18 protein-coding genes and 1 riboswitch are annotated in these 18656 nt (G+C 73.1%); of the genes, 8 read left to right on the top strand and 10 right to left on the bottom strand.

What is annotated here, in order from left to right; genetic code table 11:
- The first annotated feature begins 50 nt into the window (after positions 1–50).
- From A4V12_RS07930 to A4V12_RS07910, 5 genes are all read left to right on the top strand, one after another.
- Positions 51–2279 (top strand): carbon starvation CstA family protein, encoded by a 2229-nt coding sequence (locus tag A4V12_RS07930; RefSeq protein WP_064068600.1) that lies wholly within the window; start codon positions 51–53, stop codon positions 2277–2279.
- Complete coding sequence (locus A4V12_RS07925) at positions 2276–2500, top strand: YbdD/YjiX family protein (protein ID WP_234372105.1); 225 nt, start codon at positions 2276–2278, stop codon at positions 2498–2500. The genes A4V12_RS07930 and A4V12_RS07925 overlap by 4 nt, the downstream gene beginning before the upstream one ends.
- A gap of 82 nt (positions 2501–2582) precedes the next feature.
- Positions 2583–3086: a GNAT family N-acetyltransferase gene (locus A4V12_RS07920; protein ID WP_064068598.1), complete on the top strand. Its 504-nt coding sequence runs from the start codon at positions 2583–2585 to the stop codon at positions 3084–3086.
- A gap of 79 nt (positions 3087–3165) precedes the next feature.
- Positions 3166–3263: riboswitch (adenosylcobalamin-variant (AdoCbl-variant) riboswitch) on the top strand.
- 150 nt (positions 3264–3413) lie between these two features.
- Positions 3414–5771: a ribonucleoside-diphosphate reductase subunit alpha gene (locus tag A4V12_RS07915; protein ID WP_064068515.1), complete on the top strand. Its 2358-nt coding sequence runs from the start codon at positions 3414–3416 to the stop codon at positions 5769–5771.
- Positions 5771–6787, top strand: coding sequence for a ribonucleotide-diphosphate reductase subunit beta (locus A4V12_RS07910; RefSeq protein ID WP_064068514.1), 1017 nt, complete (start codon positions 5771–5773; stop codon positions 6785–6787). The genes A4V12_RS07915 and A4V12_RS07910 overlap by 1 nt, the downstream gene beginning before the upstream one ends.
- On the opposite strand, the gene A4V12_RS07905 is transcribed toward A4V12_RS07910, so the two are convergent.
- Positions 6784–6975, bottom strand: coding sequence for a hypothetical protein (locus A4V12_RS07905; protein WP_064068513.1), 192 nt, complete (start codon positions 6973–6975; stop codon positions 6784–6786). The genes A4V12_RS07910 and A4V12_RS07905 overlap by 4 nt on opposite strands.
- Before the next feature lie 93 nt (positions 6976–7068).
- Between A4V12_RS07905 and A4V12_RS07900 the strand changes: the two genes are divergently transcribed.
- Positions 7069–8034 carry a helix-turn-helix domain-containing protein gene (locus A4V12_RS07900; RefSeq protein ID WP_064068512.1) on the top strand — a complete coding sequence of 322 codons (966 nt, stop codon included), beginning with the start codon at positions 7069–7071 and terminating at the stop codon, positions 8032–8034.
- 4 nt (positions 8035–8038) lie between these two features.
- Here A4V12_RS07900 and A4V12_RS07895 read toward each other — a convergent pair whose 3' ends face one another.
- From A4V12_RS07895 to A4V12_RS07855, 9 genes are all read right to left on the bottom strand, one after another.
- On the bottom strand, positions 8039–8782 hold the full coding sequence (locus A4V12_RS07895) for a D-Ala-D-Ala carboxypeptidase family metallohydrolase (protein ID WP_064068511.1): 744 nt from the start codon (positions 8780–8782) through the stop codon (positions 8039–8041).
- Positions 8783–8944: 162 nt separating this feature from the next.
- Complete coding sequence (def, locus tag A4V12_RS07890; RefSeq protein WP_064068510.1) at positions 8945–9577, bottom strand: peptide deformylase; 633 nt, start codon at positions 9575–9577, stop codon at positions 8945–8947.
- Positions 9578–9665: 88 nt separating this feature from the next.
- Positions 9666–10646: a tetratricopeptide repeat protein gene (locus A4V12_RS07885; RefSeq protein WP_064068509.1), complete on the bottom strand. Its 981-nt coding sequence runs from the start codon at positions 10644–10646 to the stop codon at positions 9666–9668.
- A 105-nt stretch (positions 10647–10751) separates the two neighbouring features.
- Positions 10752–12095, bottom strand: coding sequence for an HD-GYP domain-containing protein (locus A4V12_RS07880; protein WP_234372104.1), 1344 nt, complete (start codon positions 12093–12095; stop codon positions 10752–10754).
- Positions 12092–13594 carry an HD-GYP domain-containing protein gene (locus A4V12_RS07875; RefSeq protein ID WP_079136897.1) on the bottom strand — a complete coding sequence of 501 codons (1503 nt, stop codon included), beginning with the start codon at positions 13592–13594 and terminating at the stop codon, positions 12092–12094. The genes A4V12_RS07880 and A4V12_RS07875 overlap by 4 nt, the downstream gene beginning before the upstream one ends.
- 231 nt (positions 13595–13825) lie before the next feature.
- Positions 13826–14125, bottom strand: a complete 300-nt coding sequence (gene rsrA / locus A4V12_RS07870; RefSeq protein WP_064068508.1) for a mycothiol system anti-sigma-R factor — start codon at positions 14123–14125, stop codon at positions 13826–13828.
- Entirely contained in the window at positions 14122–14778 is a 657-nt protein-coding gene (locus A4V12_RS07865; RefSeq protein WP_064068596.1) for a sigma-70 family RNA polymerase sigma factor, read from the bottom strand. Before A4V12_RS07865 ends, rsrA begins: the two co-directional genes overlap by 4 nt.
- A gap of 293 nt (positions 14779–15071) precedes the next feature.
- Positions 15072–15710 (bottom strand): alpha/beta hydrolase family protein, encoded by a 639-nt coding sequence (locus A4V12_RS07860; protein ID WP_064068507.1) that lies wholly within the window; start codon positions 15708–15710, stop codon positions 15072–15074.
- Positions 15711–15735: 25 nt separating this feature from the next.
- Positions 15736–16557 carry an SOS response-associated peptidase gene (locus tag A4V12_RS07855; RefSeq protein WP_064068506.1) on the bottom strand — a complete coding sequence of 274 codons (822 nt, stop codon included), beginning with the start codon at positions 16555–16557 and terminating at the stop codon, positions 15736–15738.
- 51 nt (positions 16558–16608) lie between these two features.
- Here A4V12_RS07855 and A4V12_RS07850 point away from each other — a divergent pair, with 51 nt between their 5' ends.
- Positions 16609–17301, top strand: coding sequence for a M50 family metallopeptidase (locus A4V12_RS07850; RefSeq protein WP_064068505.1), 693 nt, complete (start codon positions 16609–16611; stop codon positions 17299–17301).
- 37 nt (positions 17302–17338) lie between these two features.
- On the top strand, positions 17339–18655 hold the full coding sequence (gene aroA, locus A4V12_RS07845; protein WP_064068504.1) for a 3-phosphoshikimate 1-carboxyvinyltransferase: 1317 nt from the start codon (positions 17339–17341) through the stop codon (positions 18653–18655).
- Position 18656 lies beyond the last annotated feature (1 nt).

Raw genomic sequence — 18656 nt, 5'->3', positions numbered from 1 at the left:
TCCCCTAGATTTCCTGCGCATTACAGGTGATCAGCGAGGGGACGTGCACCATGCCAGAGCCATCGGCACCACCCAATTCCCGTGCGACCGGCCTCACTCCGCGGTCGATCGTCATCTGGTCGCTCGTCGCCCTGGCCGGGGCGGCGGGCTGGGCCGTCCTCGCGCTCTCCCGCGGTGAGGAGATCTCGGCCGCCTGGATGCTCGCGGCGGCGCTCGGCTCGTACGCCATCGCGTACCGCTTCTACTCCCGCTTCATCGCCCACCGGGTGCTCAAGGTCGACAAGACCCGGGCGACCCCCGCCGAGCGGCTCGACAACGGTGTCGACTTCCACCCCACCGACCGCCGGGTCCTCTTCGGCCACCACTTCGCCGCCGTCGCCGGCGCCGGCCCCCTGGTGGGGCCCGTCCTCGCCGCGCAGATGGGCTACCTGCCGGGCACGATCTGGATCATCGTCGGCGTGATCTTCGCCGGCGCCGTCCAGGACATGGTGACGCTGTTCTTCTCCACCCGCCGCGACGGCCGCTCGCTCGGCCAGATGGCCCGTGACGAGATCGGACCCTTCGGTGGCGCCGCCGCGCTGATCGCGGTCTTCGCCATCATGATCATCCTGCTGGCCGTGCTGGCACTGGTCATCGTCAACGCCCTGGCGCACTCCCCCTGGGGCGTCTTCTCCATCGGCATGACCATCCCGATCGCCCTGTTCATGGGCGTCTACCTGCGGGTCCTGCGGCCCGGCCGGGTCACCGAGGTCTCGGTCGTCGGCGTGGCGCTGCTGCTCCTGGCCATCGTCGCGGGCGGCTGGGTCGCCGAGTCCTCCCTCGCCGACACCTTCACCCTGGAACCGGGCACGCTCGTCATCTGGATGATCGTGTACGGATTCCTCGCCTCGGTGCTGCCGGTGTGGATGCTCCTCGCGCCCCGCGACTACCTCTCGACCTTCATGAAGGTCGGCACGATCGTCCTGCTCGCCGTCGGCGTCTTCGTCGCCCTGCCGACGCTGAAGATGCCCGCCGTCACCGACTTCGCGAGCCGCGGCGACGGCCCGGTCTTCGCCGGGTCGATGTTCCCGTTCGTCTTCATCACCATCGCGTGCGGCGCGCTCTCCGGCTTCCACTCCCTGGTCTCCTCGGGCACCACCCCGAAGATGGTCCAGAAGGAGACCCAGATCAGGATGATCGGGTACGGGGCCATGCTCACCGAGTCCTTCGTCGCCGTGATGGCCATGATCACCGCGTCCATCATCGACCCGGGCCTGTTCTTCGCCATCAACTCGCCCGCGGGCGTGGTCGGCACGACGGTCCAGTCGGCGTCCGAGGCGGTGGCGAACTTCGGCTTCACCATCTCCCCCGACCAGCTGGCCAAGGCCGCGGCGGACGTCGAGGAGGCGTCGCTGCTCTCCCGGACCGGCGGCGCGCCGACCTTCGCCCTCGGCATGTCCGAGATCTTCTCCGCCGTGGTCGGTGGTACCGCCATGAAGGCGTTCTGGTACCACTTCGCCATCATGTTCGAGGCGCTGTTCATCCTGACGACCGTGGACGCCGGAACCCGCGTGGGCCGCTTCATGCTCCAGGACACGCTCGGCAACGTGTACAAGCCGTTCAAGCAGGTCAGCTGGAAGCCGGGCGTCTGGTTCGCCAGCGCGGTCGTCGTCGGCGGCTGGGGCTACTTCCTCTGGGTCGGCGTGCACGACCCGCTGGGCGGCATCAACCAGCTCTTCCCGCTGTTCGGCATCGCCAACCAGCTGCTGGCCGCCGTGGCGCTGGCCGTCTGCACCACACTGCTCGTCAAGTCCGGCCGCCTGAAGTGGGCGTGGGTCACCGGAGTGCCGCTCGCCTGGGACGTGGCGGTCACGCTCACCGCCAGCTGGCAGAAGATATTCTCGGACGACCCCCGGGTGGGCTTCTTCGCCCAGCGGGACAAGTACCAGGCGGGCATCGACTCCGGGCAGGTGCTCCCGCCGGCCAAGTCCATGGACGACATGCACACCGTCGTCACCAACTCCACGGTCGACGGGGTCCTCTCGGCGCTCTTCGCCCTGCTCATCGTCGTGGTGATCGCCGACGCGGGCCGGGTCTGCTACCGCGCGATCAGGCGGCCCGCCGACGTGAAGCTGTCGGAGGCCCCGTACACCGAGTCCCGGATCGTCGCCCCCGCCGGGCTGTTCCCCACGGCGGAGGAGAAGGCCGAACTCGTGGCGGCCGGTCTCGGGCCCGAGGGCGGCGTCCGCAAGGACGGCGGCACCGGTGACGAGGTGCCGGCCCAGGCCGGCTCGCGGTGAGCGGCGCGGTGGCCGCGCGGCCGGGCGGCCGGCTGCGGCGCGCGGCGCACTGGGTCCGCTGGTACGTCCGCGAGCTGTCCGGCGAGGCCGCGTACGACCGGTACGTCGCCCACGCCCGTTCCTGCGACCCGGACGCCGAGGTGCTGACCCGGCGCGCGTTCGAGCGCCGGCGCACCGACGCGCGGGAGGCCGACCCCCGTGAGGGCTTCCGCTGCTGCTGAGCGGGTGACGGCACGACGGGCCGCCGTGTTTCCGGGGACGGAAATGCGGCGGCCCGTCGCCGTGCCCCTCCACACTCGGACCATGGACATCACCATCAGGGCGGTACGCCCGGAGGAACACGGGACGCTCGCCGACATCACGGCCCAGGCCTATCTCGGCGACGGGCTGCTGGCCTTCGGGGAGAGCGACGAGTACCTCCTGGAACTGCGGGACGTGGCCCGGCGGGCCGCCGAGGCGGAGGTGCTGGTCGCCGCCGGTGAGGACGGCCGGGTGCTCGGCGGCGTGACGTTCGTCGCGCGGGGCGGCACGCCGTGGGCCGGCCTGGCGCGGGCCGGGGAGGCGGAACTGGCGATGCTGGCGGTGGCGCGGGGGGCGCGCCGGCGGGGCGCGGGCGAGGCGCTCGTACGGGCGTGCGTGGAGCGGGCCCGGGAGGTGGAGGGGTGCGCGCGGCTGGTGCTCTCCGCGCAGGCTGCGATGCGGGCGGCGCACCGGATCTGCGACCGGGTGGGGTTCGTCCGCACCCCCGAACGGGACTGGCAGCCCGTCCCGGGCGTGACGCTCTCCACGTACGCGCTTCCGCTCTGACCGCCGGACGCCAGGGCCGACCGACACAACATGTGGGGGGTGCCTCAACGGGCGCCCCCCACATGTATGCTCGTGCTCGCTGTCGCCGCAGGGGAATCCGGTGGAATTCCGGAACTGTCCCGCAACGGTGTGTTGGTGTGCCTTTGTGTACGTACGAGTCCGAGGACCTGCCGACAGCGCATCCGGTCCGTCCGGCCCGGGTGCCCAGACGTCCGGGCCTCGCGGAGTGGGCCGGTGGACGCGGTGCTCCACGCCCGGTGCCCGGGCGTGCCCGCTCCCCTGCCCGCGCCGCCGGTGGCCCCGAGCCGAGCGAGGGAGAGCCCCCACGTGACCATCGCGCCAGCCGATCCGGTCTCAGCGATCGAGAGCGACGGAAACGACGGACCCGGGACCGTACTGCTGCGGACCCTGACCGACCTCACCGCCGATCTGCCCGACACCGACCCCGGCCGGGTCGCCGCCGCCGCGCTGCGGGGCCGGCACGCCGGTTCGGACGAGGCCGAACTGCGCGAGCTCGCCACCGAGGCGGCCGCCGGGCTCATCTCCGAGGACCCCGCCTACTCCCGGCTCGCGGCCCGGCTGCTGACCCGGACCATCGCGGAGGAGGCCGCCGGGCAGGGCGCGGTGTCCTTCTCGGCGTCGGTGGCCGTGGGGCACCGGGAGGGCCTGATCGCGGACCGCACGGCCGCGTTCGTGTCGCTCCACGCGGACCGGATGGACGCGCTGGTGGACCCGGCGGGCGACGACCGGTTCGGCTACTTCGGGCTGCGGACGCTCTACTCGCGCTACCTGCTCCGGCACCCGCTCACCCGCAAGGTGATCGAGACGCCGCAGCACTTCATGCTGCGGGTCGCGGCCGGGCTGGCCGAGGACGACTCCGTACGGGCCCTGGACGAGGTCGCGGCGCTGTACGGGCTGATGAGCCGGCTGGACTACCTGCCCTCCTCCCCCACGCTGTTCAACTCCGGCACGCGCCACCCGCAGATGTCCTCGTGCTACCTGCTGGACTCGCCGCTGGACGAGCTGGACTCCATCTACGACCGCTACCACCAGGTGGCGCGGCTCTCCAAGCACGCGGGCGGCATCGGCCTGTCGTACTCCCGCATCCGGGCGCGCGGTTCGCTGATCCGCGGCACCAACGGGCACTCCAACGGCATCGTGCCGTTCCTCAAGACGCTGGACGCCTCGGTGGCGGCCGTGAACCAGGGCGGGCGGCGCAAGGGCGCGGCGGCCGTGTACCTGGAGACCTGGCACGCGGACATCGAGGAGTTCCTGGAGCTGCGCGACAACACCGGTGAGGACGCCCGGCGCACGCACAACCTGAACCTGGCGCACTGGATCCCGGACGAGTTCATGCGCCGGGTCAACGCCGACGCCGAGTGGTCGCTGTTCTCGCCGGCCGACGTGCCGGAGCTGGTCGACCTGTGGGGCGACGAGTTCGACGCGGCCTACCGCGCCGCCGAGGCCCGGGGCCTGGCCCGCAGGACGATGCCGGCGCGGGACCTGTACGGCCGGATGATGCGGACCCTCGCGCAGACCGGCAACGGCTGGATGACGTTCAAGGACGCCTCCAACCGCACGGCCAACCAGACGGCCGAGCCGGGCCACACGGTCCACTCCTCCAACCTGTGCACCGAGATCCTGGAGGTGACGGACGACGGCGAGACCGCCGTCTGCAACCTGGGCTCGGTCAACCTGGGCGCCTTCGTGTCCGGCGACGGCATCGACTGGGAGCGGCTGGACGAGACCGTCCGCACCGCCGTCACCTTCCTCGACCGGGTCGTCGACATCAACTTCTACCCGACCAAGCAGGCCGGGCGCTCCAACGCCAGGTGGCGGCCCGTGGGCCTGGGCGCCATGGGCCTCCAGGACGTCTTCTTCAAGCTGAAGCTGCCGTTCGACTCCCCGGCGGCGCGTGCCCTGTCGACCCGTATCGCCGAGCGGATCATGCTGGCCGCGTACGAGGCGTCCGCCGACCTCGCCGAGCGCAACGGCCCGCTGCCGGCCTGGGAGAAGACCCGCACCGCGCGCGGGGTGCTGCACCCCGACCACTACGACGTCGAGCTGAACTGGCCCGAGCGGTGGGAGGCGCTGCGCACCCGTATCGCCGAGGTCGGCATGCGCAACTCGCTGCTGCTGGCCATCGCCCCGACGGCGACGATCGCCTCGATCGCGGGTGTGTACGAGTGCATCGAGCCGCAGGTGTCCAACCTGTTCAAGCGCGAGACGCTGTCGGGCGAGTTCCTCCAGGTCAACTCCTACCTGGTGGACGAGTTGAAGCGGCTCGGCGTGTGGGACGCGCAGACCCGTGAGGCGCTGCGCGAGGCCAGCGGCTCGGTGCAGGGCTTCACCTGGATCCCCGCCGAGGTGCGCGAGCTGTACCGCACGGCGTGGGAGATCCCGCAGCGCGGCCTGATCGACATGGCGGCGGCCCGTACGCCGTTCCTGGACCAGTCGCAGTCGCTGAACCTGTTCCTGGAGACGCCGACCATCGGCAAGCTGTCGTCGATGTACGCGTACGCCTGGAAGCAGGGTCTGAAGACCACGTACTACCTGCGTTCGCGCCCCGCGACCCGGATCGCGCGCGCCGCCCGGGCGTCCGCCCCCGTACCCGCCCAGGTGACCCCGGAGGACGCGGTCGCCTGTTCCCTCGAAAACCCCGAGTCCTGCGAGGCCTGCCAGTGATGTCCGCTTCCCCCGAGAAGAACCTGCTCGACCCGGGCTTCGAACTGACCCTGCGTCCGATGCGCTACCCCGACTTCTACGAGCGCTACCGCGACGCCATCAAGAACACCTGGACCGTGGAGGAGGTCGACCTCCACTCGGACGTGGCCGACCTCGCCAAGCTCACGCCGGGCGAGCAGCACCTGATCGGCCGGCTGGTGGCGTTCTTCGCGACCGGTGACTCGATCGTGGCGAACAACCTGGTGCTGACGCTCTACAAGCACATCAACTCGCCCGAGGCGCGGCTGTACCTGTCGCGGCAGCTGTTCGAGGAGGCGGTGCACGTCCAGTTCTATCTGACGCTGCTCGACACCTACCTGCCCGACCCGGCGGACCGCGCGGCGGCGTTCGACGCCGTGGAGAACATCCCGTCCATCCGGGAGAAGGCGCAGTTCTGCTTCCGCTGGATGGACTCAGTGGAGAAGATCGACCGGCTGGAGACGAAGGCCGACCGCCGCCGCTTCCTGCTGAACCTGATCTGCTTCGCCGCGTGCATCGAGGGCCTGTTCTTCTACGGGGCCTTCGCCTACGTGTACTGGTTCCGCTCGCGCGGTCTGCTGCACGGCCTGGCGACCGGCACCAACTGGGTGTTCCGCGACGAGACGATGCACATGAACTTCGCCTTCGAGGTGGTCGACACCGTCCGCAAGGAGGAGCCGGACCTCTTCGACGACGAGCTGCGGCAGCAGGTCACCGACATGCTGAAGGAAGCCGTGGAGGCGGAGCTCCAGTTCGGCCGCGACCTGTGCGGCGACGGCCTGCCGGGGATGAACACCGAGTCGATGCGCCAGTACCTGGAGTGCGTGGCCGACCAGCGCCTGACCCGCCTGGGCTTCGCGCCGGTGTACGGCTCGGAGAACCCGTTCTCGTTCATGGAGCTGCAGGGCGTGCAGGAGCTGACGAACTTCTTCGAGCGGCGCCCGTCGGCGTACCAGGTGGCCGTGGAGGGTTCGGTCGACCTCGACGAGGACTTCTAGACCGGTCGTGCGGCGCGGACCGTCGCCGCGGGCCCGGGTGCGGGTCCGCGGCGACGGCCGTCCGCCGGGGGCCGCGACCCGCGCAATTGGCGGTCGACGGCGCGCTCCCGGGCGTGGCCGACGAGCGACGGGAGGGCCAGGAGGACGAAGAGGGCGACGGGGACGAGGACGTCGAGGATCGTTGTCATGCCCTCCACTGTCGTCCCCGCGGCGGGAAAAGATCAGTGGCAGTACTGTCACTGGCCGTCGAATTACTGCCACGACCGTGCCATGCTCGTCGGATGCTGAGGAATGTGGCCGCCGTCCTGCTGGACGGCGTGAACCCCTTCGAACTCGGGGTGGTCTGCGAGGTCTTCGGCCTCGACCGGAGCGACGACGGGCTGCCCGTCCACGACTTCGCCGTGGCGTCCGCCGAGGGCCCCCGGCTGCGCACCCACGCCGGTTTCACGATCGAGGTGGAGCACGGTCTCGAACGGCTGGCCGAGGCGGACCTCGTCGCCGTTCCCGCGGGCGGCCGCTACGCGCGGCGCTCCTACCCCGAGCCCCTGCTCGCGGCTCTGCGGGACGCCGTCGGACGGGGGGCGCGGGTGCTGTCCGTCTGCACCGGCGCCTTCGTGCTGGGCGCGGCCGGACTGCTCGACGGCCGCCGCTGCACGACGCACTGGCGGCACGCGGCCGAGCTGGCCCGGCGCCACCCGCGGGCCCTGGTGGACCCCGACGTGCTGTACGTCGACGACGGTCCGGTCATCACCTCGGCGGGTACGGCCGCCGGGGTCGACGCCTGCCTGCACCTGGTGCGCCAGGAGTACGGGCACGAGGTGGCCAACACCATCGCCCGCCGCATGGTGGTGCCCCCGCACCGGGACGGCGGCCAGGCCCAGTACGTCGACCGGCCGCTGCCGCGCACCCGCTGCGACACGGTCGGGGGCGTACTGGAGTGGATGGAGCGGCACCTGGACCGGGAGATCACCGTGGAGCAGCTGGCGGCGCGGGCCCACATGTCCCCGCGCACCTTCGCCCGCCGGTTCCAGCAGGAGACGGGGACGACGCCCTACCGCTGGCTCCTGCGCCAGCGGGTGCTGCTGGCGCAGGAGTTGCTGGAGGCCACGGACGACACGGTGGACGCGATCGCCGGCCGGTCGGGTTTCGGGAACGCGGCCGCGCTGCGGCACCACTTCCTGCGCACCCTGGGGACGACCCCGAACGCGTACCGCCGTACCTTCCGCGGGCCGGTGCGGGTGGCCTGAGCCGTCAGATGCCGCAGGAGGAGGCGGACCAGAAGCGGCTCGCCCGGTGGTCGAGGTGGGTGTGGTCGCCGTGCCCCGGGTAGCCGGGGCCGAGGATGCCGTTGAAGCCGTGGTTGCGGGCCTGCTGGGCGAGCCTGCACAGGGAGTGCGGGCCCGCGCCCAGGTCGGCGGCGTCCCCGTACAGATGGCGGCTGCCGGACGCCCCGCCGACCGCGTCGTTGCAGGCGTGCGAGCGGAAGCCGCTGGTGACGGTGATGGGCTGGTCGCCGAGCGCGTGCCGCAGGGCCTCCAGCTTCCACATGGTGCGCAGCGCGTTGGCCCTGGCCGTGGCGGCGCTCACGGCTCCGCCGGCCCAGGTGGTGTTGCAGTCGTTCAGTTCGGCGTAGGTGAAGTGGACGGGTGTGCAGTCGTCGTCCTGGAGGGCGTAGAGCTTGCTGAAGGTGGCGGGGCCCGCGACGCCGTCGGCCGTGAGTCCGTACGCGGCCTGGAAGCGCTTGACCGCCGCGGTGGTGGCCGGGCCGTAGGACCCGTCGACGGCGAGGACGGCGCCGTAGCCGGGGTAGCCGGCGACGCGGATCTGTAGCTGGGTGACATCGGCGCCGGAGGCGCCCTGGGAGAGGGTGCGCGACCAGGTGTAGCAGGTGTCCGCGTGCGCGGCGGTGGCGGTGGCGGTGGCGACCACACCGGTCACCGATGCAGCCATGAGCATGACAAGCGAGAGCAGGAGTCGTACGGATCGTCCGGGCATCGAGCCTCCATGTCGGGATCCTGCGGGGAACGCCGTCCCCGAGACTGGCCCCCGGGGTCGACGCGCGTCAACAGGCCACCCGCAACCGTCATTCGTCGGCCCAATGGCGGACGTGCGACGGCCCCGTCCCGGTCACCGGAACGGGGCCGCGCGGCGGGACGGTCAGTCGTTGGGGACGACCGGGTAGCGGGGCGTGCCCTCGGCCATCTGCTTCAGCGCGTCCTTGCGGTCCCGCTTCGACAGCCGGTCGATGTACAGGTACCCGTACAGGTGGTCCGTCTCGTGCTGGAGGCAGCGGGCGAAGTACCCGGTGCCCCGCACCTTGATGGGGTTGCCGTGCACGTCCTGGCCGCGCACCACCGCGTAGTCGGGGCGCGCCAGCGAGGCGTAGGCGGTGGGTACGGAGAGGCACCCCTCGTTGGAGTCGTCAAGGCGGCGCTGGTCCGCCGGCAGCTCCTCCAGCACCGGGTTGCACACGACGCCCGTGTGCCGCACGCCCTCGTCGTCCGGGCAGTCGTAGACGAAGACCTTCAGGTCGACACCGATCTGGTTGGCGGCCAGGCCGACGCCCTCCGCCGTCCGCTGGCTGGCGAACATGTCGTCGACGAGCCGTGCCAGCTCGTCGCCGAACTCGGTGACGTCCTTGCACTCCTTGTGCAGCACCGGGTTGCCGACCACCGTGATCGGGCGGGAGGTGCCGCGCTCGCGGTACGCGCGCTCGCGCTCCTCGCAGTCCTCCGTGTCGACGACGAAGCCCTCGTCGTCGACCTGCTGAGCCGTCTCCTGCTGCGCCATGTCGCCTTCTGCGCCTTCCTGAGTACCCGATGCTGCGCCGTGCCCGTACAGCCCGGCGCGTTGTGCCCGTACAGCCTACGGGCAGGAGTCAGCAGACTTCCTCGAGATCCCGCCACTCACGGCTGTCCGGGCTGTCCGCCACCCAGCCGTCCAGCAGCCCCCGCACCAGCCCCGCGGGCGCCGCGATGCCGCACTCCCGCTCCGGCACCCACAGCTCGCCCGGCGACCGGTGGCCCAGCGGCCCCGGGTGCCCCGGCTCGCTGTGGTCGTGCGGGTCCAGGTGCTCGCCCTCGCCCTCGGCGCTGGGCATCCGGGACTCCGAGCAGGCGCGGCACAGCAGCCGCACCGACGACGACCAGTCCTCGGCGGCGAACCCGGCGTCGGCGGCCAGCCGTTCCAGGGCGTCGCGGTCGTCCTCGGTGGCCGCCTCCAGCAGCACCACCCAGGTCGGCACGGGCGACGGCGCCCACAGCTCGATCTCGTCGAACACCGGGAAACTGTGCCCCGAGGACGTGGTCCGCTCGCCGTTGGGGACCCCGTCGTGCAGCACGACCTCGCCCCAGCGCCGCCCCGAGGACGGCAGCGGGATGGACAGCACCTCGATCCTGGCCGGGTCCAGCCGCCGGCCCCACACCACCTCGGCCTCGCCCTCCGGCGACAGCCGCACGGCGGCGCTGCCCAGCTCCATCCCGGTCGGCTCCCCGCCGGCCGCGGCGGCCCCGGGCACCCTCAGCCCGTACGCCTGCCAGGCCCGCCGGGCCAGTGGCCAGTCCTGGAGCGCGGTGGCGGCGATGCCGACGTTCCACCAGTCGGGCGCCCCGGTCTCCTTGTCGAGCAGCGCGACGGCGCGGAGCCCCGCGGTGCGTGCCTGTTCCCAGTCGTGCCGGAACTTGTGCAGCAGCGCCAGGTTGAACCAGGACTCCGAGAGCCAGGGCTCCAGGTCCGCCGCACGTGTCAGCAGCGCGCCCGCGTCCTCGTACCGCCCGTCCCCGATCAGCGTGAACGCGCGGTCGGTGGCCTGCCGCCACGAGGCGGAGGGCCGATGCCGTACCTTCCCGAAGATCCTCACGATTCCCGCCTGCCGGTCTGCCGGTCGCTGAAGGTCTCTGCCCCCGGACACCCTCTTGTTCGCATCCAACCATGCCGGGTCGCACGCTCGCTCATTACCCATGGGTTACCCAGGGGCCGGCCCCGCGACGCCGCCCCGGGCGAGGACTCCGGCGAGTGCCTCCACCACTTTCGGGTGATGGTCCCGCGCGGTGCCGAGCCGCAGCCGTTCGAGGGCGTACAGAGCCCCGTCCGGGTCACGTCCGCCTTCCCGGGACAGCTCGTCGTACGCGTTCACGGTCCGGACGATCCGCGCGGCGAGCGGCTGCTCCCGGTACGGGTCGGCCTGCCGCTCCACGACCACCGCGACGGCCGCCGGGACACCGGTGCGCCGCACGACGGCGCCGCCGAGCAGCGCGATGCGCCGCCGCTCCGCCTCGGGCAGACGGGCGGTGGCCCCCTCGGGTACGGGGTCGACCAGGGACAGCTGTCCGATGTCGTGCATCAGTGCGGCGTACTCCAGAACGGTCAGATCGGGTCCGGACAGTCCCAGCTCGCGCCCGACGGCCCGGCTGAGCGCGGCCACCCGGTGGGCGTGCCCGGGGGGCGTGTACCCGGCGATCTCGGTGGCACGCGCCAGGGAGCGGATGGTCTGGCGGTAGGTGTCGCGGACCGCGGCGTACCGGCGGAAGGACAGCTGGGTGAGGAGCAGCGGTACGCAGAAGACGGGCAGCGCCCACAGGCCGGCCACGGCCACGGCGAGGGCCATCACCGCGCCGGTGGCGCACACGGCGGAGCCGATGCCCGGCAGGGCCCGCAGCTCCGCGCGGAGCAGCGCGCCGTACGGGTGGCCGGTGCGGGCGCGCAGCAGGGAAGCGGTGATCACCGCGTCGCACAGGGCGGTGAGGACGAGCAGGAGGAGCAGGAACAGCGCGTAGCGGGGCCCCCGTCCGACGAGCCGCAGCAGCTCGCCCGAGTTGTACAGGGGCTGGAAGCAGAGGGCGGCGAAGCCGGCCGTGAGCACCCGGCGGACGACGTGGTCCAGCGCCGCCTCGTGGCCCCCGGCCACCTGCGGTACGGCTCCGACCAGCGCGCCCGCGACGACGACCGCGACGGTCTGGGCGACCCCGTGGGTGGTGGGCCGCCCGGCGGACTCCCCCAGCAGGGCGTATGCGAGGGCCCCGGCGGCCGCGAGGGGCGCGGGCTCCCTGCCCGGCGGTTCCTCCGGCACGGGCGGTGCCCCCGCCGCCGGGCGGGCGCCCCGGCGGGCCAGTTCGCCGACGGCGACGAGGACGCCGAAGGCGAGCGCGGTGCCCGGCTCGGCGAGCCCGTGCCAGAGCGTCCAGCCGAGCCCGGCCAGCGCGGCGGTGGCGGCGGCCGTGCGGAGCGTCCCGCCCGCCGTGAGCCGAACGGGTGACGTCCGGGCGCCGCCGTGGCGGTGCGCGGGTCTGCCGTACGGTCCGGCCGTCATCGGGCGCCGCCCCGGGCCCGGCCGTGGCCGCGACCCGGCCCGGCTGCGGGGCCGCGCGCCGCCGCGACGCCCCCGCGTTCCCGCGCCGGGGCGGCGGGGCGCGCGGCGTCGGGGCGCGCGGTGTCGGCGTCGGTGCCGGCGGGGCGCGGGGCGGTGGTGTCGGCGCCGGCCGGGGGCGGGTCGGCGGGGCACGTGCCGGCGGCGGTACCGGGGGGCGCGGGCGCGGTCTCGTCGGCCGTGACCGCCGTCCGCCAGCCGTGCCGGTCCAGCGCGCGCACCAGGGCCCGGACCATCCTCGGGTCGAACTGCCGCCCGGCGCACCGCTCCAGCTCCGCCACCGCCGTCGCCACGGGCCGCGCCCTGCGGTACGAGCGCGTCGAGGTCATCGCGTCGAAGGCGTCGGCGACGGCGACCACCCGCGCGGCCTCCGGGATGCGCTCGCCGCTGAGCCCGTACGGATAGCCGCTGCCGTCCATCCGCTCGTGGTGGTGCAGGATCGCGGCCCGCGCCTCGCCGAGGAACCCGATGCCGCGCACGATCTCGTGCCCGTACTCCGGGTGCAGCTCGATCACCCGCCGCTCCTCGGGGGTGAGCGGGCCGTCCTTGCGCAACACCCGGGTCGGGACGCCGAGTTTGCCCACGTCGTGGAGGATCCCCGCGAACCGGATGACGTCGAGCCGGGAGTCGTCCATGCCCAGTTCGCGGGCGATGAGCACCGAGGCCCGGCCGACCCGCTCGCTGTGCCCCCGGGTGTAGGCGTCCTTGATGTCGACCGCCTGGACGAGGGCCCGGATGGTGGCCTGGTGGGCCGCGTGCTCCCGGTGGTACTGGGCGTACATCCAGCAGGACAGGTACATGGGCAGCAGCACGCACAGCGCGGCCGGCCAGCCGTACGGGCTGCGCCACAGCACCGCCATCATCAGTCCGGCGAGCCCGTGCACGGCGTGCGGGGCGAGGGACCGGGACAGCAGACCGTGCCAGGCGTCGCGCGGCGGCACCGGCTCCGCGACGGCCAGGATGCCGCCGTCGAGGGCGGTGCCCACCAGGCAGAAGGCGAGCGCGGCGGCGCCCGCGGGGAGCAGGGCGTACGGGAAGTGGGCGGTGGCCACCGCAGCGGGGCCGCCGAGGAGCACGGCGGCGTGCGCGGCGGTCCACGCGGCGAGCGCGAGCCGGGCGGCGCGCCAGATCCTGCGCGGCAGGGCGGGTCCGTGCTCGACGGGGGAAATCAGCGCGCCGGGCACGGCGACGAGCGCGGCGGCGGCGGGCGGGAGCAGCAGGGCGGCGGCGAGCAGGACCGGCAGGAACGATCCGGCGCCCAGTGCGCGACCGAGCAGGGGGCTGCGGGCGGGCCACTCGCTGACGGCATAAAGCGTGGCCAGCAGGGCGAGGGGCCGCCAGGGGGTGCCGGCGCCGGGGGTGAGCGCCGGGAGGGCGCACGCCACGGCGCACACCGCGGTTCCCGCGACGTACGCGCGCGCCGCTACCGGAATCCCCACCATCGTCTCCCGCCGGCTCGTCGGCCTCACGTCGGCTTGCGTCGACCAAGTGGACCGTCAGGCTAACGAGTTGGCCCGGAGGCGGCGGCGGGACGACACCGATTAGCACCTTCGGGTGATGCGAGGCATGAGCGGGCGGAAACGGGGCTCCCCCGTCGCACTGCCGGGGTCCGCACGCACGGCCGTCCCGCACGCGGCGGCCGCGGGGCGGTCACCGGGGCGGGACGGGGGGTGTCACTCCTGGGTGGCGGCCGTCACGTCGTGGTCCGGCACGGCCTCGCCCGAGCGGATCAGCTCGATCCGGCCCATGACCTTGGCCCGCAGGTCGGACGGGACGTCGTCGTGTCCGCAGCACCGCTTGACCAGCTTCTTCACGGCCTGCTCCAGCCCGTACTTCTCCAGGCACGGGGAGCACTCCTCGAAGTGCACCTCGAACTTGGTGCAGTCGCTGTCGGGCATCTCCCGGTCGAGGAACTCGTAGAGGTGGTCCAGCACCTCCGAGCAATCCGTCTCGTGCGGCTCTCCGCAGCTCATGAGCCCGAGCCTTTCCCGTCGTTCGACGACTCTCCGGCGCCCGCGGGGACGAGTCCGCGTTCGCGGGCGTAGTCCTCGAGCATCCCGCGCAGCTGGCGGCGGCCCCGGTGCAGCCGGGACATCACCGTACCGATGGGTGTACCCATGATGTCCGCGATCTCCTTGTACGCAAAGCCCTCGACATCGGCCAGGTACACGGCGATGCGGAACTCCTCGGGGATCGCCTGGAGGGCTTCCTTCACGTCGGAGTCGGGCAGGTGGTCCAGGGCCTGGGACTCGGCGGACCGCAGACCGGTGGACATGTGGGACTCGGCGCGGGCGAGCTGCCAGTCCTCGATCTCCTCGGCGGCGCTGCGCTGGGGCTCGCGCTGCTTCTTGCGGTACGAGTTGATGAAGGTGTTGGTGAGGATCCGGTACAGCCACGCCTTGAGGTTGGTGCCCTCGCGGAACTGGTGGAAGGACCCGTACGCCTTCGCGTACGTCTCCTGGACCAGGTCCTCCGCGTCGGCGGGGTTGCGCGTCATGCGCAGCGCCGCCGAGTACATCTGGTCGAGGTACTCCAGCGCGTCGCGCTCGAAACGCGCGTTGCGCTCGGCCGTCGTCTCCTCGTGGCCGTCGTCGGTCCCTGTGTCGGTCCCAGTGACCGGACCCACCTCCTCCAGCGCTGCGGCGGCGAGACCGAGTGCGGACCCGCTCGAATCGGAGAATAGTCGACCTTCCGGGGACAGGTCCTTCCGATTCCTGCCGCCCGAGGCGCGCTCCGACAGGCCGGGGGCGGTCCTGGCCGCGGGCAGCACGGTCCAGTCCAGCTCCGTGGCGGACTGCGACCGGCTCGGGCAGATGGTCGAACCCATGCGACGGACTCCCTCTCCTGGCTCTGTTCTCTCACCGACGCCCGTCACAACACCGGGTGGGCACCGCCGCATTCCCGCCGGCCGGCGTCACTTCAGCGCAGGGCGTCCAGCCAGCCGCCGACCCCGCCGGTGATCACCGCCAGGGCGTCCTCCTGGGTGACGGGCGCCCGTTTGGGCACCGCGAACCCGTGGTCCCCGTACGGCACCTCGACCAGCTCGTGCTCCCCCGCGGGGAACTCCTCCGGCCTGCCGAACGGGTCGCTCCCGCCCTGGACGACGAGGGTGGGCACCCCCGCGCCCAGCAGCTCGTCCGCGCGGGAGCTCTCCGGCCTGCCCGGCGGGTGCAGCGGGAACGACAGCGCGAGGACGGCCCGGGCGCCCAGCTCCCGCGCGGTGCGGCAGGCCACCCGGGCGCCGGCGCTGCGCCCGCCGGCCACCACCGGCGGGCCGGCGGCCGCGAGCGCGGGCCACAGGTCGCGCCAGCCCTCGTCGAGCCGCTTGGGCGCGGGGGCCAGCTTCCTGCCGGCGACCCGCCAGGGCTGCTCGACGAGCGCGACGGTCACCCCGGCGGGCGGCAGGCTCTCGGCCAGCGCCCGCAGGTCGCGGGCCTCGATGCCGCCCCCGGCGCCGTGGCTCAGGGCGACGACGAGGCGGGCGGGCCGGCCCTGTGCCTCGTACCAGGTGATACGGGCGTCGCCGAGGCCGGTCGGGACGGTTTCGGTGGTGGTCACCCGGCCATCCTGCCGTGTGCCGGGTTCAGAAGAGCGTTCCCTCCTCGGGGGCGGCGATTTCCTCCAGCAGCTCGGGGCCGTTGTTGCGGACGTTGCTGACGGCGGTGGCCACGGGGTAGGCCCGCATCAGCCCCGCGGGCGGCGGGCTGAGCAGCGAGCGCAGGTCCTCGGGGTCCGTGCGGGACGGGTCCAGCCAGGCGTCCCACCGGTCGGGCGTGAGCATCAGCGGCATCCGGGGGTGGATGTCGGCCAGCGAGTGCGGCCCCTCGTCCGGGGCGACGCCGAGCGGGTCCTCGTCCGCCTCGGTGGTGATCACGGAGCAGGTGGCCCACCACGCCTGCGGGTGGTCGGGGGGCAGGGTGGGGTCGCGCCAGAACTCGTACAGGCCGGCCATCGCGAAGACCGACCCGTCGGCCGGTGTGACGAAGTAGGGCTGCTTGCGGGGGCGCTTCTTCCTGCCCTGCTCCTCCAGCTGCCGCTCGGCGGCGCCGGTGACCCACTCGTAGTAGCCGTCGGCGGGCAGGATGCAGCGGCGCTGCGCGAAGGCCCGCCGGAAGGACGGCTTGTCGTGCACCGTTTCCGCGCGGGCGTTGATCATCCGGGCGGCGCCCTCCGGCGTCTTCGACCAGGACGGCACCAGGCCCCACTTCAGGACGCGCAGCTGCCGAACCGGACGGTCGGGATCCGCGTCCTCCTCCTTGAGGGGGCGTTCGAGGACCGCGTACACCTCCTTGGTCGGGGCCACGTTCCAGTCGGGGTCCAGGGCCTCCTTCGGCTCCCACTTCTCTATCTGGAAGAGTCCGGTCAGATCCTCGGGCCTACGACTCGCCGAATAACGTCCGCACATACTTGCCAACATTGCCACGCGCCACCGACACCATGAGGAGCCGTCCGAGAAATGGCCAGCACCGATCTCTTCGGTACCCAGCCCGCCCCGGACCTGTGGCTCGTGGTCGTCACCGCGGTGGCCGCCCTGACCGTGACCGTCCCGCACCCGCTGTGGCGCGTCTCGCGCAACGCCGTGACCATCGCCCACGAGGGCGGCCACGGGCTGATCGCGCTGCTCACCGGCCGCCGCCTCGACGGCATACGGCTGCACTCCGACACCAGCGGCCTCACCGTGAGCCGCGGCAGGCCCACCGGCCTCGGGATGGTCCTCACCGCGGCCGCCGGCTACACCGCGCCCTCGCTGCTCGGGCTCGGCGGCGCCTGGCTGCTCGCCGCGCACCGCATCACGCTGCTGCTGTGGGTGGCCACCGCGCTGCTGCTGGCCATGCTGGTGATGATCCGCAACGCGTACGGGGCGCTCACCGTGGTGGTGACCGGGACGGCCTTCCTGCTGGTGTCATGGCTGACGGAGCCGGACGTGCAGGCCGCGTTCGCCTACAGCGCGGTGTGGTTCCTCCTGCTGGGCGGGGTGCGGCCGGTGTTCGAGCTCCAGGCCAAGCGGCGGCACGGCGGGGCGCCGGACTCGGACGCCGACCAGCTCTCCCGGCTCACGCACGTCCCGGCGGTCCTGTGGCTGTTCCTCTTCCACGCCGTCTCGCTCTGCTCCCTGATCGGTGGGGGTCGCTGGCTGCTCGGCCTGTGATCGGCCGTGACCACCTGCCCCGTCTAAAGTGAGGGGCATGACCGAAACACCCGCACAGCTCGATCTCTGGCCGGCCCCGTACGCGACCGGAGCCGTGGACGCGACCGTCACCGTGCCCGGGTCCAAGTCGGTCACCAACCGGGCCCTGGTGCTCGCCGCGCTCGCCTCCGAGCCGGGCTGGCTGCGGCACCCGCTGCGCTCGCGCGACACCCTGCTGATGGCGGAGGCCCTGCGCATGATGGGCGTCGGCATCGAGGAGGGCGTGGGCCCGGACGGCACCGGTGAGCGGTGGCGGGTCATCCCGGCGGGCCTGCACGGCCCGGCCACGATCGACGTCGGCAACGCGGGAACGGTCATGCGCTTCCTCCCGCCGGTCGCGGCGCTGGCCACCGGCCCGGTGCGCTTCGACGGCGACCCCCGGTCCTACGAGCGGCCGCTGCACGGGGTGATCGACGCCCTGCGGGTGCTCGGCGCCCGGATCGACGACGAGGCGCGCGGCGCGCTGCCGATGACCGTGCACGGGGCGGGTGCCCTGGAGGGCGGCCCGGTGGAGATCGACGCCTCGTCCTCCTCCCAGTTCGTCAGCGCGCTGCTGCTGTCCGCGCCGCGCTTCAACCAGGGCGTGGAGGTACGGCACACGGGCGACCGGCTGCCGTCCATGCCCCACATCCGGATGACCGTCGACATGCTCCGCGCGGTCGGCGCCCAGGTCGACGAGCCCGAGACCGGCGGCGAGCCTAACGTGTGGCGCGTCTCGCCGTCCGCGCTGCTCGGCCGCGACCTGACCGTCGAGCCCGACCTGTCGAACGCGCAGCCGTTCCTGGCCGCCGCGCTGGTCACCGGCGGGCGGGTCACCGTCCCCGACTGGCCCGAGCGGACCACCCAGCCCGGTGACGCGCTGCGGGAGATCTTCACCCGCATGGGTGGCTCCTGCGAGCTCACCGAGCAGGGCCTGACCTTCACCGGCACGGGGACCGTCCACGGCATCGACGTGGACCTGGGCGAGGTCGGCGAGCTGACGCCCGGCATCGCCGCGATCGCCGCCCTCGCCGACTCGCCCTCGACGCTGCGCGGCGTGGCCCACCTGCGCCTGCACGAGACGGACAGGCTGGCCGCGCTCACCAAGGAGATCAACGAGCTGGGCGGAGACGTCACGGAGACCGCGGACGGCCTGCACATCCGCCCCCGCCCGCTGCACGGGGGCGTGTTCCGCACCTACGACGACCACCGGATGGCGACGGCCGGTGCGGTCATCGGCCTCGCCGTGGCCGGCGTGGAGATCGAGAACGTCGCGACGACCGCGAAGACCCTGCCGGACTTCCCGCAGATGTGGACCGGAATGCTCGAGGCCTGAC

The sequence above is a fragment of the Streptomyces noursei genome (assembly GCF_001646665.1).
In the GTDB taxonomy this organism is placed as follows: domain Bacteria; phylum Actinomycetota; class Actinomycetes; order Streptomycetales; family Streptomycetaceae; genus Streptomyces; species Streptomyces lavendulocolor.
This window is presented reverse-complemented; position numbering and strand designations above follow the sequence as displayed.

What these genes read in the sequence shown, in the direction of transcription:
- A4V12_RS07875 (WP_079136897.1), bottom strand. Translation starts at nt 13,594, where the DNA reads ATGGTGGGGATTCCGGTAGCGGCGCGCGCGTACGTCGCGGGAACCGCG.
- aroA (WP_064068504.1), top strand. Translation starts at nt 17,339, where the DNA reads ATGACCGAAACACCCGCACAGCTCGATCTCTGGCCGGCCCCGTACGCG.
- A4V12_RS07895 (WP_064068511.1), bottom strand. Translation starts at nt 8,782, where the DNA reads ATGCCCGGACGATCCGTACGACTCCTGCTCTCGCTTGTCATGCTCATG.
- def (WP_064068510.1), bottom strand. Translation starts at nt 9,577, where the DNA reads ATGGCGCAGCAGGAGACGGCTCAGCAGGTCGACGACGAGGGCTTCGTC.
- A4V12_RS07880 (WP_234372104.1), bottom strand. Translation starts at nt 12,095, where the DNA reads ATGACGGCCGGACCGTACGGCAGACCCGCGCACCGCCACGGCGGCGCC.
- A4V12_RS07910 (WP_064068514.1), top strand. Translation starts at nt 5,771, where the DNA reads ATGTCCGCTTCCCCCGAGAAGAACCTGCTCGACCCGGGCTTCGAACTG.
- A4V12_RS07920 (WP_064068598.1), top strand. Translation starts at nt 2,583, where the DNA reads ATGGACATCACCATCAGGGCGGTACGCCCGGAGGAACACGGGACGCTC.
- A4V12_RS07850 (WP_064068505.1), top strand. Translation starts at nt 16,609, where the DNA reads ATGGCCAGCACCGATCTCTTCGGTACCCAGCCCGCCCCGGACCTGTGG.
- rsrA (WP_064068508.1), bottom strand. Translation starts at nt 14,125, where the DNA reads ATGAGCTGCGGAGAGCCGCACGAGACGGATTGCTCGGAGGTGCTGGAC.
- A4V12_RS07930 (WP_064068600.1), top strand. Translation starts at nt 51, where the DNA reads ATGCCAGAGCCATCGGCACCACCCAATTCCCGTGCGACCGGCCTCACT.
- A4V12_RS07905 (WP_064068513.1), bottom strand. Translation starts at nt 6,975, where the DNA reads ATGACAACGATCCTCGACGTCCTCGTCCCCGTCGCCCTCTTCGTCCTC.
- A4V12_RS07900 (WP_064068512.1), top strand. Translation starts at nt 7,069, where the DNA reads ATGCTGAGGAATGTGGCCGCCGTCCTGCTGGACGGCGTGAACCCCTTC.
- A4V12_RS07855 (WP_064068506.1), bottom strand. Translation starts at nt 16,557, where the DNA reads ATGTGCGGACGTTATTCGGCGAGTCGTAGGCCCGAGGATCTGACCGGA.